We start from the raw sequence: 14823 nt of genomic DNA, 5'->3' as shown, positions 1-14823 counted from the left end.
TTTTGCCCTAAACTAACCGCAGGCAAATCTTGATAATTTATAAATTTTATATCAATACCCTTTCCGTACCAAATTACTGAGATATGAGTTTATCCATTCTAACTAAAGGGTAAACCAGAAACATAATCTTTATACCATTCAATTCCTTTTTTTTTTTTTTTTTTTTGTTTTTTTTTTTTTTTTTTTTTTTTTTCTTTTTTCTTTTTTTTTTTTTTTTTTTTTTTTTTTTTAACAAATCTGTATTTTAGACATCGTGAAATTTTATTCGTTGAGCAAGATTTCATTTGGGATACTTACCTTTTTATTAGATTATTTTTGATGGAACCCTAACAAACCCCTTTTCTTTTTTTTTCGGCGGAGTTCTGTTTTACCAAACCAGTAATAACATGATTTCCGCTTTCTTCAATGTATTTATGGTTCAGTCTTTATTTTCAGGAATATGGAATTACAAGTTCCACGATCCTATAATCTAGCGGAATGGAACTCAGGGTTCAATAAATTTGCTATACTTCTTTTATCCACTCGTAAAAGCAATAATTCGGGCAAGCGATGTTTTAATTCCTGATATAACATTTTGTGAAATATCTAATTCCCTCCTGACCATCGGAAAATTGATAAAATTTTTCGTAGTGATTTTAACAATATCGTACGTACTAATGGATTTAGTTAATTTTGAATAATTTTTGATTTCTCGCCAAAAAATATGCACAATGTCCAGTAAATTCTCTGCGGTATGCCGCATTGTATAAGTTATCCGGCCTATCTGGCTCAATTGCTAAATCAAAGATGAAACTGCCTTTCTGAAATATTCTTCAAAATTATCATCATTAATCGTCCTTGTATAATGATTAGAATTAAATCTTTCAGCAACAATTTTTGCATAGTCCTGTTCAGAATAAGGATTGTCACCTATGACGTCAATTGAGTATGTGTCCACGCTTTTCCTGTTTGCTCAGTCATTAAAGCTGTAATTAAACTTGAATCAAGTCCACCGCTTAAAAATGCACCATACGGAACATCGGATATTGTTCTCAGCTTGACTGAATCTCTTAATAGGTTTAATAAATACCTGTATGTTCCTCTTCACTTTTCAATAATGGCTGATTCGAAGTATTCCAAAGCGGATTCCACCACTCAATTATTTGTGGTTTATTGTTATTGGTTATCTTTAAATAATGACCCGGCCGACACTTTAAAATATATTCTTAAATAAAGTATACGGAGCAGGCGTTGAACCGAACGAAAAATAATGATATAATCCTTCCTCCGAAATTTGCTTTACTACATCAGGATGCTTAAAAAACGATTTAATTTCTGATGCGAATAAAAGACTCTTTCCCGTTTCGACATAATAGAGTGGTTTGATCCCAACTCTATCACGAATAAGATATAAACATTTTTGCCGATCATCCCAAAGACCAATAGCGAACATTCCGTTTAATTTATTCAGGCAACCTATTCCCCACTCTTGATATGCATAGATAATAGTCTCTGTGTCAGTACCCGAGTGATAGTTGTAGCCGAGATTTTCCAACTCTTTCCTGATATCTAAATGATTGTATATCTCTCCATTAAACGTAATCCATATTGTCTGTTCGGGATTTGACATTGGCTGTTTACCGGCTTCACTCAGATCGATGATGCTAAGTCTTCTATGCCCAAACCCAACTTTACTATCATCAGAAATCCATGAACCAAATCCATCAGGACCACGATGAATCATTGTATCACGCATTTCGCCTAGCTGATGCTTAAGTTTTTCTTTATTCTGAGGTTCTTTATTTACTATACCAACAATTCCACACATAGATATTAAGTTTTATTCAATAGGAAAAATTATTAATCAATCTTTACTGGATATGTTTTATTTCTGCCATTTATCAAACCCTCAAATTTAGAATAGATTCTATCATAAATTATTGAAGGAAGCAGACTTTTAATTTTATAACTAAGCAGTAATGCAATTCTATTCAATCGGAAATGCTCTTTGGCAAGTTGTTCGTAGTAAAGGTAAAAGTTTTCATAGTGTTCCTGTTCTATATATTTTATGCACAAATGAATTAACCAGGCATTCTTTTCATACCACCCCATTTTATTAGAATGAAGCTCCAACAACCTGAGAATACCCTGGATCATTTTATCATTGTCTTTGTAAGCGATACTTGAGACTCCCTAACTTTTACTACCGGAACAGTACTAAAAAAAAATTTGAGCTTTTTGTTTTAATCTAAAAAATAATTCAACTTCTTCAATGTTTGGCTGTGATGTGTCAAATAGCCCGGCCTCTAACAATAATTCGCGTTTAAGAAGCCATCTAACAGTATACCCAATTGAATCTGTTTTAAGCAAATAATCATAAATCTTCACAGTTTCTCCAGTTTTCGAAAATATAGAAAAACTCGATATAATGAAGTTGAATTTGAAACCGCTTTCTATTATGGGTTTCATTTGCTGCTCAATTCTAAACAATTCACAAATATCATCGTCATCCATAAAGGAAATGTAATCACCTTTTGCCATTCTAATTCCTAAATTTCGAGCTGAACAAACGCCCTTTCCATCATTATTAAAAAACTGAAAAGTTATACTTGTTTTGATATTCTTCTAATATTTTTAGTGTGTGATCTGTCGAGTTGTCATTGACAACTACAATTTCAATATTGCGGTAAGTTTGGTTTACAACGCTTTCAAGACAATCTCTAATAACATTAGCCCGGTTATGGGTGGGAATAACGAAGGATACTATGGGAGTTTTACTATTCATGTTTTTATTTTAATATTCAACAAAAAACTTAGAATGAAATTGATTACAGTTTTAAAACGCCTATAGAGAAGCTTATCATGATTGTGACGAATAAAATTTAATGCCATCTAACAGTTCATTAGTTAAAAGTTTAATATAAAATCTTCAGAAGATGATCATTATGTTAAATAACTATGATACCTAAATTTATTTGCAACCGAAGACGGGGTGAATAAATCCAGTACAAATCAGCTAGCCGAAAAACCCCGCCATTGTGAAGGCATCACTGTGAAAATGGCGGGGCTGACGTCAGTACTAAACAAATAATTTTCGCTATCATTAAAAATCGACTTTTAATAATCTTTAAGAATCATCTTTAATAAATTGACCTGCGAAATTTGGGTGAGGAAGGATTCCTTTTTATATTTTTTACTATAAGAATTTTATCCAAAAAGGGGCAATTAAAATTGCAGTAAATTGGCAAAGCTTTTTAAGATCAAATTTGAATGTAAAAGATTTTTTTATATACTCTTTCGCTTTCATATAATCACTTTTTAAGATATAATAATTAGCAACTTCTTTGCATAAACCCCATAAAATCTTTTTGCTTAAAAAATCTTTGTGCTTTTCAATTATTATTTCTTTAGAAATAGTATAATTTTTTACGTTGCTCATTAATGAATTATGGTTTCGTGCAATTTTCACCAAAGGTGTATTAACATAACCATAGCGATATTTTTTTAGATACTCTTATAGCTAACTCTGTATCTTCGCAGCTCGAGTCTTTCATCAAAATAACCGACCTCGTTGAGAACACTTTTTTTAATTAACACAGTCTGAGTTGATGGTGTATGTGGTAAATGTGAACCAGATAAAAAATCGACTTTGAAGTCGTCATTTTGCCGATCTTCCCCAATTTTCATATCAGTTCTAATATCAAAAAATTCTACTCCGCAATAAACTGCGACAACATCCGGCGGAGATTTAAGAAGCAGATCAATCTGCTTCTCCAATTTATCTGCATGCCATTCGTCATCCGAATCCTGAAAAGCTATTACTTCCCCAGTTGATAATTCAATTCCCTTATTTCTTGATTGCGATGGGCCGAGGTTTACCTCATTTCCAATATATTTTAATCTTTATCTTTAATTTCTGATATTTTTTGAGCAGTATTATCCGTAGATGCATCATCAACTACAATCAATTCTAAGTTTTTGTAAGTCTGGTTCAGAACACTATTTATGGACTTTTGTATTAGATTCTCCCGGTTAAACACAGGAATTATTACTGAAACCTTAGGATTAAAATTCATGAATAAAATGATAATCAGTTTTAAAATTAATATATGGTTTGGTGAGATTTAAAATCAGAGTTAAAAATCTTTTCTGTCGTCCTCAATTATCTTTCCCGGCTGAGTTGGGTGAGGAATCCCATTCTTATACTTTTTACTATGTGCATATTTTAATAGAAACGGAGCAATTACAATTGCACTATACTGAGCAAGGGTTTTAAGTTCAAGTTGATGTTCGAGGGATTTTTTTATATACCCTTTTGCTTTTTTGTAATCTCCTTTTAGAATCCAATAATTAGCAAGAACTTTGCATAACCCGAATAAAATTTTATTACTCAAGAAATCTTTGTGTTTTTCGTAAATAAGATCATAAGCGTAAAGATAATTTTTCGCATTGCCCATCAAAGAATCATGGTTTCTTGCAACCTTTATCAAGGGTTCTTTAACGAAGGCATACAGGTATTTTTTTGATACCCTAATTGCCAGTTCCGTATCTTCGGCGGCTCTAAGTCGTTCATCAAAATAACCGACCTCATTTAAAACACTTTTTTTAATTAATACTGTTTGTGTTGCAGGAGTCTGGAGAAATCCTTCTGCATAAGATTTTCTGAAATTAATCTCGGTTAATTCGATGCCAGTTTTTTCACCAGTAGTAATATCAAAAAATTCCTGTCCGCAGTAAACGGCAGCAACCCGGGGTGAAGATTTAAGGAGAAGGTTAACTTGCTTCTCAAGCTTATCATTATACCATTCATCGTCGGAATCCTGAAAAGCAATAAGCTCACCTGTGGAAATCTTAATAGCCATGTTTCTTGCTTTTGACACACCCATTCTTTGACTATTCTTTATATAAATCAGTCTCTCATCTTTTATTTCTTTAACTTTAATTTCTGTATCATCATCTGAATCATCAACGACAATCAGCTCAACATTCTTATAAGTTTGATTAAGAACACTATTTATTGATCTCTGAATTAATTGCGATCTATTATAAGTAGGGATGACAACTGTCACTTTGGGATAATTATTTTTCATTCACGCTTCATTTGACTGGTTTTTGGGCTTCTATAAAAAATGACTCAAAATTTCTAAATTTATTATTTTCTGAGGCTATCACGTGCTGCTCAATATTTTTCAAATGTTCGTCACTGCTCTCGCCATCAAGTCTTCGCACAATACCATTGAAACCTGTTCTTTGCAATGAGTCAGCTAAGGTATCAAAATCATAAATGAATTTATGTTCCCAATTATAAAAAACATTATTTATAACAAAAACACTATTGTATATTTTGATATCTGTCAGATAACTATCGACGATCCATTTTATATATTCACCTTGAATTTGATTATGGCTGGGATTATAAATTTCTATAAAACTTTTTAAATCAGGCGTTCCTATTCTTATTTTTCCACCCGATTTTAATATTCTACAGCATTCCTTGAGCATATTTATGCCTTCTTTATAGTCAATATGCTCAATCAATTCTTCGCAATAAACATAATCGAAAGATTCATCCGGTATATTAAACTTTTTTGTAACATCGAGAAAAAAAATGTTATTAATCTTATCAGCAAACCTATCTGTGTTCAACCATCCTTTAAGAGCATTCCTCTGGCTTCCCAATTGTAATTTAGTAATCTTGTGGCTTACTAAATATTCTTTTACAACCTGTTCAAAAATTTTTGTTTCCCTTTTTTCATAATTATTATTAATAATTCTTCTTCTTAGAGCTAGAAATTCAGCAGGAAGAAATGGTTTAAATATTTTTTGATACCCATCATTTTTATATATCCTTTTTTAAACTTTATAGCAGAAACTGGTCAGTAATTTTTTTAGTAAATGTAGCTTGATCTATTGATATAGTTAAAATTATATACAAGTCAGTTTTTTACACAATGGGAAGATAATGCTTCGACTATTTCCTTATTTAGGTGATAAAGGATTTAGAGAACAATTAATTAATTTTCTAATTAAATATTTCATATTAAAAAATGCAGCTATATAAGTAACTTTCGATCTGTTTTTAAAATTATTTTCAGCTAGTATGGTTTGACTTAGGAATATTAAAAAGTAACACTCGCCCATCAATGCTTTTATAATACAAATATTTTTCATACTTGTTAACTAATGAATTCAATTCATCAAGAGCCCATGTTGTATTAATTAGAAGCCAGATTCTATGCGGACAATTGTCCAGTTTCCGATTGAGCTCCGGATATTTGTAAATTAAATTAGCATTTGACCATCTTTCTTTTGTTCCATTAAAAATTGATTCACCGGGGAATTCTGCCCATCTATAATCCCTAAAGATATAATCCATCCTGTCCAGATAAAATTCGCATGTCTGTTCATTCGTAATAATAAGATCATCCTTAACTGATTCTTTGTTCACAATCTCAGCAGGAGTTTCGCTGTCCCATCTGGGATAATAATGAAGGGCCAACGGAAAGCTATAGTTAAGTCTGAAATTTATTTCTTTGCCATCAATATTTAAAAGATGGTTTGCTTGAAAGTCCTCTGAGAAGATTAATACAACAACCAGAGACAATCCAAAAGCAAACTTGTTCAAGTAATTCCTTTTGGTTATTAAATTAATAATTCTTTCAAGGCTTAATAAAACCAACAATAAAATTAAAGGGTATAAGAAGAAAAAATAACGGGTTTCGAAATAAGTAAGACTGAGCACATTTTGCGCTAAAATTAAGATTAAAAGTAAAAAAATTAAAAAGCGATAATGAAATACTTCCTTTTTATAAAAATTGATAAAAATATAAATCATTAAAAAGGTCAATAAAAAAAACACTATCATTATCATGATCGGAATGGTATCCCGGAATAAAGCATATGTTTCATAAATATAAGGATAGTTTATGGATTCCTTAACAATTGTTTTTAAAGCCAAAATTTTGGTTGAAACTAGATCAACCCGAAAGAAATTATACCATGTATTTGTATTTAGAGCAAACACAATCCAAAAAATAAAATTTATTAAACCAGTAAATAAGAAGCTTCTGAAAATATTTGAAGGGAAAATTTTCCATTTGCGATTCGAGGATTGTCGCTTTTGAAATAATCTGAAATCGTGCGGTTCTAACCAACCCATAAGAACGAAGATTAGAGAAGATATAATAATAAGCCCGATAAGGTTAAGAAAAGAAAAAATCAACAGTACAGTAAAAGCTGTCTTAAAAAAAATTGTCGTCTCTGATTTTTTGATTTTAATAAAAGTTAGAATATTAATAGCTAAAGGTATTAAAAGTAGAAACAGCCAAGAAAAGTTGGAAGGTAAAGTTTGTAAAAGTAGAACAGGTTTTCTTATCACCCCCCCCGATTTAAATGTTTTAAAGTAATCCACTACATCAGGCGGCAGCATATTATTTTGATTTAATGTACGGAAATTTAATGTTAATAATGCATAGGCAATTAAAAATATGCCGATACCGATGATCAATTTTAGGAGATTTCTTTTAACAACTTCATAAGAAAATGGATTTATGATATTTTTATGGTTATCCCAAATAATTGGAAGGAAATTCAGAGTCACTAAAAAGATACTTCCTTCATAAATAAAGATACTCAAAAAACTAAGTATCCAGAGCCACTTAAAGGCCTCACCATCTTTTTCAATTATAGTTCTGTATAAAAAATATAAGTACCATATAAATGTTGTTTGAAATAGCGTGTACATTCTTGCAAACCTGGCAAACTCAATCTCCCATAGTGAAAAAGTAAAAACAAGCACTAAGGCAACAGAGACTGTTTTTCCGGCCACTTTTTTTCCTAATAAGTATAATCCCGGAATAGCTAACAGATTTGCCATAACAGGGATTATTCTGGAAGCAAATTCGGCTTTTAATCCAAGAAAAAGCAGCAAAGCAGTTAAATACTGCTGAGGTAAACCTCTAATATAATAACCTCCTGCATCCCATTGAGGTAAGCCATATTTAAGGATATTCTGTGAAGACTTAACGATGTAGTACTCATCTACTGTCAGCGGCCATTTACCAAGTCCTTTTAGCCTGAAATATAATCCTGCCAGAATTATTACTATGAGAAATAACCAGAAATAAAATTTGTTTTTTTCAATCTTTAAATTCATAAAATCATGATTGGCATTGTTAAAGGTATTTGCAGTTATTAGTATTTTTTATTTATAAAGACAAAAGGAGTAATTAGGATTCAGCTTAATGATCATATTAATCACAGTTTTGCTTTTGCAAATAAACGTCACGATTATAAAACTAATACTAGCTCAATCATTTCTTTAAACTTCATCCCATGGCAGATCAGCTATTAACGGAAATCTATACTTCATACTATATTGGTTTCTCTCGTACTTAAAACAACTTTCTGTAGAAACCTCCGGTAAAAGATCATCCGCAATACCTGATGCAATAAAAAAAGCATTCCACCCGCCTTTATTACATCCTACCAATCGATAACCTTTTTCTTTTCCCAACTTTACAAATGCATTCAAGGAAGCCCCGACATAATTGTAATCGTTTCTATTTACTTCATAGTCCTTAAGATTAAAATTTGGTTCATATGGAATTGTCCAGGATCTACTTGGTCCAAGAGCATCTTGATATTCAACTAATAAAACTCTTGGTTTAACAACTTTGATAGCTTTCCAAATCCAATAATCTATTCCATCTAAATCAATGGATAATAGATCGATTCTCCCAACAAAGCCATTTTTTTTTAAAATACTATCTATATTTTCGATATTAACCATCTCCCAAACAGCTATTGGAGGGTCAACCGAAGATTCCGGGTGAATATTATAATAATTTTTGGTGATAGAAATCTGTTCAGAATTGCCATCTATTAAAAGACCTTTAAAACCATGATTAATAATTAAATTTGCAACATTGCTTCCGTTTATTGCTCCACATCCAATATCCACACATTTTCTCGTTTCCATTCCTATTATTGAAAATATATATTGAAGAATTCCGTCTTCAAATGTTGATGAATAAACATCAAAGCCAACTTCATCAAAACTAAATTTCTTTTTCTTATCAATTACCTGTTCTTTATAAAATAACTTTAGGAATATCTGCATTTGTTGATTTAGACTAAAATTATTTATCATTACTTTGCTTATTGAAGGTTCAAGCAATGCACCAACTTTTTTTTCTAAATATTTTTTGATTTTCTTTTTTATTGAACTGTACATCCTATTATTTCCTCAATTTTAAATTTTGATAATTTGTAATTGCAAGCTTCAAAATTATTTCAAAACCAATTCCCTGAAATATGGCCGTTAACTTATCACTAAAATTTCAATAATACTTAAGCAACTATATATATGGTTATACAAATCACTCATAGGCCACTCAATTAAGCCGGGGTGTTAAACGAAAAATAAAATTTGATGAATGGTTTTGGTATATATTTTTTATATTTTTCAATTAGCCAATCAAACGTATCTCCTTTTATAGAAGCAGGTATAAAAACTAATGCTGCAAGGAATATTATTGCGTTTACAACGACTGTTATGATCAGCTTAAATTCGTTTGGAAGATTGTTAAAAAAATTTTCCAGCATAAAAAATAAAAAAAGATTTACGGCCATCATTAAAATTAAGTTGGCAAATCCGGGGATCATTGCTCCAAGAAACTCTTTCCAGTTTGATTTGATAATTTTTAATGCCAGCCAGCTCTGAGCAGCGAACAACCATAAACTTGCAATAAGTATTGAAGCGGCAATCCCCTCGATTCCAAAACGAATAGCAAAGAACGCACATCCGCCTAAAATTAAAAAATAAATAAGCTGCTGAAAAGCTTCTATAAACACTCTTCCGGTAGCCTGTGCGATGGCACCGGAGTAAGGTAAAGTGGCTCTTAAAATACCGGCAACACCTAAGATTTGGAAGGATGTAATTGCACCTCCCCACTTCGCACCGTAAAGTCCTTTTATTACATACTCGGCTGTTACTATCATTGAAATAAGAACAGGAAACACAAAATAAGAAACAGTTTTAATTGTTCTTAAATATGCAATTTTTAATTTATCAGAATCATCTTGAACTGCCGCAAAAGCAGGAAAGAGAACATTATAAATTCCACCGGTTATTTTTGTCATCGATTCCTTCGTTAAATTAAGTGCCCTTGTATATAAACCTAACATATAAGAATTCAGCATCTTTCCAACAACTAATAGATCTATGTTCGAAGAAGCATAAAAAATAAGGTTGCTTATACTAATACCGGCACCAAACCCGGCTAAATCCCTAAATTCTTTTTTTCCTGATTAAAGGATTAAAATTTACCGGCACTTTAATTATAATAATAACCGCAGATATCATAGAAGATGCTATTCTGCCATATACTAAGCTCCAGACACCATAACCCAGAAAGGCTAAAAGCGAACTTAGGACACCGTAACCCAAAGTAAAAGAACTTAAATCGATTTTTAGAATATATTTAAAATCAAGCGCTCTTCTTATTTGTCCATAGCTAACAGTCACAAAACCCTGTATAATAAATAAAGATGATAAGACTCTTATTATCGAGATGAGCCTGTCCTCCTTATAAAATCCTGCAATGTAAGGGGCAGAAAACCAGAAAATAAAATATACCATTAAGCTTGAAATAATCGTTGTTGTTGTAGCAACCCTTATATGTTCTCTTGTTAGATTTTTAAGTCTCTGAACAGAAGAGCCCATACCAAGCGTTACAAATAGTTCCGCAAGCCCTAGGAATATATATGTCATTCCTAAAAGCCCAAAGTCTTGCGGCAGAAGAAGACGGGCTAATACAATCCCTACTACAATATTAATAACCGCCATTGAGTTATTGCCAATGAAGCTCCAATTTAAACCGGATATAGTTTTATCTGTAAGGGATTTGGACATTTGGGAAATTGTTTAATGATGAATTATGAGTGTTGAATTTTGAATGTTGATAGGTAAATTATTTCATGCATCAAAAATATATAATTTTTCAAATTTTAGATTTACTACTTTTTTGCATTGCTAATTATATGAATCCGCCAGCCTGCCCCGCTTTGTTTGGCTAGGCCGGGGAGGCGAACAAATTATAGAATAATTAATTTGTTTTACAACTTAGGAATGAAGACATCAGTGCACAGCTTCGCTCTGTCAGTCACATGAAAGAAAAATTATTTGTCCTCTATTAAAATTAATAGCTTAGTCAATTACTCAATTGGTTTAACTTTACTTTGAAAAAGTGTATGGATTCCACATCGTAATTCAATAGAGGATCTTGCTACATTTAAGAATAATGTTTTCAGGGAATAATCAGAACAAGAATTTTGTTTAAAATACCCTTAAAACACTATTTTACTCACCCTAAATATTACAAATATTATGCCTCAAAAAAATGCATTATCAATAAATTTGAATAAAAAAGAACAAAACAGAGGCCAATTAAGTACCATAATGATAAATAAGATTGAATTATGAGGTTATGTTATGGGAATTAAAATATGATTAGAATGAAATCTTTAATATTATTATTATATTTGTTCAAAACACAAAACTATAAGTAAAAAAGTCAGGTAAAATTAACGCTAATTTATTGAGACAAGGCCGATGAATAAAATGTATGAATTAATAAAAATGGCATATAGTTTGAACTTTTTAATCCACCCAAGGCGAAACAAATTATGTTTATCAAATTAAGAATGGATGTTGTTATGTATAGAATGAGAATTGCTATCTTTTTATCTTTCGTATGTTTAATTTCACTCTTTCCTCAAACGACCTATTACGTATCATCTTCCCAAGGAAATGATTCGAACAACGGTACATCCGAGAATTCTCCATGGAAGACTATTAGTAAATTAAATTCAAGAAGCCTTAACCCAGGCGATCAAATTTTGTTTAAGAAAGGAGATATATGGACTGAAAATCTAGTTATTAAGAACAGTGGTACTTCAGGTCAGAGAATATATTATGGCGGTTATAGCGAAGGAGCAAAACCAATAATCAGCTTAAGGGAGGAAGTACCAGGATGGACCAACGCAGCGAATTGGATTGAGTATTCCCCCAATATTTGGAGAATGAATATAACACCAGGGATCAGACTTGAGGTAGGGATTTCTCGTATTTGGTTAGATGGCCTTGAAACTTCGATTGCTGGTGGGATAACGAGTGAATCCAATGGTGATGGGACTTACGGGATTTGCTCTGACCATAAATTCTGGTCATCAGCTGAGAATGGTGCACTATATGTTTATGCAACATCCAATCCAGCAATTTTTTATTCGTCCATAAAATATTCAGGTAAGATAAATTTAGATGGTAGTATAGTATATGACGCAATAAAATTACAAAATGCCAACTTTATTGTTATTGATGGATTGGATATCCAAGGCGGGATGTATTGTGCAATAAGATTAGATGGTTCAAATAATGTAATAATTGAAAATTCTTCTGTGGGAAAATATTGTAGATTCGCCGGTATTGCAGGCTTTAATGGATCTGATTTTGCTATCATCAGAAATAATAATATTAATTCTGATTTTGGAGTTGAGCAATATCTACAATATAGCGCCTCATCTGGCATCCAGTATGGTATAGTGGCTGCTGATGGTTGCACTTACTGGAATATTTATAACAACTATATTAAATGGTGGGCAATGGGTGGGTTTTATTTTAGAACGTCGAATATTGGTGTGTCAAAATATCATAAATTTTATAATAATGTGGTTACTAATCCTCTACCTGCTACTCATGGTAAATGCGGTCAGATTACTTCAGGAGTTTCGGGAGATGCCAGCACCTATATTGAGATTTATAATAATTACTTCACTGAATCTCCGATGGGAATACAAGTAAATGCAAGTGATAACAAATTTTATTTTAATGTATTTAATGATATTAGAGGTGGAACAAGTACATATTCAATTAGCGGTTTTGCTTTTTCTATATTGAAAGCAGATGCAGCTAATATGCCTCAGAATAATTTTGTATTTAATAATACTATGTATAATTTCAATAAGTGGGCACACGATTGGACTGGGGACCAAACATATATTTTAAACAATCTATATGTTAATTGTGGGAATACCACCTCCGAAAATGTGGGTGTGATTTTTTCCCAATATTCAAATATCATTTTTGAAAACAATCTTTTTTATCGAACAAATAAAGGTATAAATGATAAAATGATTTCTCTGGAAAATGTTGGTGGTTTAACAGTGACAGAGTGGAATGCTTTAAATGGAAGCTATAATAAAAAAATATCTGGTAATCTTCAGCATCTTGGCTCTGTTGATTCTCTAATGGATGCATCTGATTTCAGTTTACCAAAAAACAGTTTAGGGTTAACTGCTGGTACTGATATATCTACATTAGTCCCAGAAGGTTTTAAAGACAGAAATGGAACGATTGTAAACAGAACAAAGCCGGATATTGGAGCAGTTCAATATGTTACGGGAGATCAAATTCCACCAACTCTAGTAAGCGCAGCGCTATTAGATTCAACAAAATTACTGCTTACGTTTTCTGAACCATTGAGTTCTTCAGGTATTGCTTCTTTATCAAACTACTCAATATCAGACGGAATTTTAATATATGCAGCAGAACTTAACACAAATGAGACAAAAATTACACTAACTACTTCACCTCATACTTTTGGTCAAAATTATTCTTGCAGTGTTTATAATCTGCAAGACCAAGCAGGTAATTTTCTCTCTACTACTAGTAATTCAATAACATACTTTAGCATATTTGATCGTCCTTCAGCTGGATATATAAACAAACTAACGATTATAAAAGTGGCTGCCTCAAATATAGATGAACCTCCTTATAAAACAATTGATGGAATATATTATTCAAATGGAGGAGATGCAAATTCACGCTGGAAAGCATCCCCTATCCCTCAATGGCTGGTATACGATTTAGGAACTGTCAAACAAATCAGCATAACTAGAATTTCATTTTATGGTTTTCAAGAAGGCCGAATTTATAATTACAACATCTCCGTTTCGAAAGATTCTGTGAACTGGGTTGATATTGTAAAGAACGCTGCTTCGTCAAATCAAGAATGGACTGTAAACATTTTTAATCCTGTTGAAGCGAAATTTTTAAAATTAGAAGTCACGGGCAATAATCAAAACGATTGGGCAACAGTCTGGGAAACTGAAATTTGGGGTTCATCTTCCTTGCAGGCTCCATTACAAATAAAACCAAAAGTATTTTTGCAAGGTGCTTACGAAAACGATCAAATGCGTACTAATTTACACGGTTCAAACCTTATCCCATTAAGCCAGCCTTACATTTCCGCACCATGGTATTATAATGGATATGAAACTGTGCTCTCAATCCCAACTGCGGTTGTCGATTGGATTCTAATAGAGCTGCGAAGTACAATATCTTCAACTATTGCAAAACGTGCAGCCTTTATTAAACATGACGGCACCATTGTTGATCTAGACGGGCAAAGCCCGGTTAATTTTTATGGAATAAGCAGCGGTGATTATTACACAATAATTCGGCATCGAAATCATCTCAGCATAATGAGTGCAGATAAAGTTGCGTTATCAGAATCACCTACTTTATATGATTTTACTGTTTCCCCTTCCAGAGCATATGGAAACGATCAAGCAACTCTTGGCAATGGAAAATACGGTATGTATTCAGGCGATGGTGACGCAAATGGCACTATAAATGTTCTTGATTACGGAACTGTAGGGGCTAAGCTATTTCAAACAGGATATTTTCTGAGTGATCTTGATCTAAACGCTAGCGTAAATGTTTTAGACTATGGGAAAGCAAATCAGAATTTATTAAAAGTTTCAAATGTACCATGAGAAATT

The 14823-nt window shown here is 32.2% G+C and carries 14 protein-coding genes and 1 pseudogene; 1 reads left to right on the top strand and 14 read right to left on the bottom strand.

What is annotated here, in order from left to right:
• Positions 1 to 775 precede the first annotated feature (775 nt).
• From IPM51_12530 to IPM51_12465, 14 genes and pseudogenes are all read right to left on the bottom strand, one after another.
• Positions 776 to 1035: pseudogene (locus tag IPM51_12530) on the bottom strand (hypothetical protein).
• Between the two features lie 157 nt (positions 1036 to 1192).
• Positions 1193 to 1807, bottom strand: a complete 615-nt coding sequence (locus IPM51_12525) for a hypothetical protein (protein ID MBK9285119.1) — start codon at positions 1805 to 1807, stop codon at positions 1193 to 1195.
• 32 nt (positions 1808 to 1839) lie between these two features.
• Positions 1840 to 2091: a hypothetical protein gene (locus IPM51_12520; GenBank protein ID MBK9285118.1), complete on the bottom strand. Its 252-nt coding sequence runs from the start codon at positions 2089 to 2091 to the stop codon at positions 1840 to 1842.
• A 105-nt stretch (positions 2092 to 2196) separates the two neighbouring features.
• Positions 2197 to 2520 carry a glycosyltransferase family 2 protein gene (locus tag IPM51_12515; GenBank protein ID MBK9285117.1) on the bottom strand — a complete coding sequence of 108 codons (324 nt, stop codon included), beginning with the start codon at positions 2518 to 2520 and terminating at the stop codon, positions 2197 to 2199.
• 46 nt (positions 2521 to 2566) lie between these two features.
• Positions 2567 to 2764: a glycosyltransferase family 2 protein gene (locus tag IPM51_12510; GenBank protein MBK9285116.1), complete on the bottom strand. Its 198-nt coding sequence runs from the start codon at positions 2762 to 2764 to the stop codon at positions 2567 to 2569.
• Positions 2765 to 3175: 411 nt separating this feature from the next.
• Positions 3176 to 3418: a hypothetical protein gene (locus IPM51_12505; protein MBK9285115.1), complete on the bottom strand. Its 243-nt coding sequence runs from the start codon at positions 3416 to 3418 to the stop codon at positions 3176 to 3178.
• A 65-nt stretch (positions 3419 to 3483) separates the two neighbouring features.
• Positions 3484 to 3870, bottom strand: coding sequence for a glycosyltransferase (locus tag IPM51_12500; protein MBK9285114.1), 387 nt, complete (start codon positions 3868 to 3870; stop codon positions 3484 to 3486).
• Positions 3871 to 3875: 5 nt separating this feature from the next.
• Positions 3876 to 4055 carry a glycosyltransferase family 2 protein gene (locus IPM51_12495; protein ID MBK9285113.1) on the bottom strand — a complete coding sequence of 60 codons (180 nt, stop codon included), beginning with the start codon at positions 4053 to 4055 and terminating at the stop codon, positions 3876 to 3878.
• Positions 4056 to 4115: 60 nt separating this feature from the next.
• Entirely contained in the window at positions 4116 to 5069 is a 954-nt protein-coding gene (locus IPM51_12490) for a glycosyltransferase family 2 protein (GenBank protein MBK9285112.1), read from the bottom strand.
• A gap of 7 nt (positions 5070 to 5076) precedes the next feature.
• Positions 5077 to 5625 carry a methyltransferase domain-containing protein gene (locus IPM51_12485; GenBank protein ID MBK9285111.1) on the bottom strand — a complete coding sequence of 183 codons (549 nt, stop codon included), beginning with the start codon at positions 5623 to 5625 and terminating at the stop codon, positions 5077 to 5079.
• Between the two features lie 445 nt (positions 5626 to 6070).
• The gene (locus tag IPM51_12480; GenBank protein ID MBK9285110.1) at positions 6071 to 8134 is read right to left on the bottom strand and encodes a hypothetical protein; all 2064 of its coding nucleotides are present in this window, start codon (positions 8132 to 8134) and stop codon (positions 6071 to 6073) included.
• A 165-nt stretch (positions 8135 to 8299) separates the two neighbouring features.
• Positions 8300 to 9214: a hypothetical protein gene (locus IPM51_12475; protein ID MBK9285109.1), complete on the bottom strand. Its 915-nt coding sequence runs from the start codon at positions 9212 to 9214 to the stop codon at positions 8300 to 8302.
• Positions 9215 to 9378: 164 nt separating this feature from the next.
• Entirely contained in the window at positions 9379 to 10245 is an 867-nt protein-coding gene (locus tag IPM51_12470) for an oligosaccharide flippase family protein (protein ID MBK9285108.1), read from the bottom strand.
• Positions 10246 to 10270: 25 nt separating this feature from the next.
• Positions 10271 to 10894: an oligosaccharide flippase family protein gene (locus tag IPM51_12465; protein ID MBK9285107.1), complete on the bottom strand. Its 624-nt coding sequence runs from the start codon at positions 10892 to 10894 to the stop codon at positions 10271 to 10273.
• A gap of 773 nt (positions 10895 to 11667) precedes the next feature.
• Here IPM51_12465 and IPM51_12460 point away from each other — a divergent pair.
• Entirely contained in the window at positions 11668 to 14817 is a 3150-nt protein-coding gene (locus IPM51_12460) for a discoidin domain-containing protein (GenBank protein ID MBK9285106.1), read from the top strand.
• Positions 14818 to 14823 lie beyond the last annotated feature (6 nt).

Source organism: Sphingobacteriaceae bacterium (assembly GCA_016715905.1).
In the GTDB taxonomy this organism is placed as follows: domain Bacteria; phylum Bacteroidota; class Bacteroidia; order B-17B0; family Aurantibacillaceae; genus Aurantibacillus.
The sequence above is the reverse complement of the archived record's forward strand: the minus strand, read 5'-3'. Positions and strand labels throughout refer to the sequence as shown.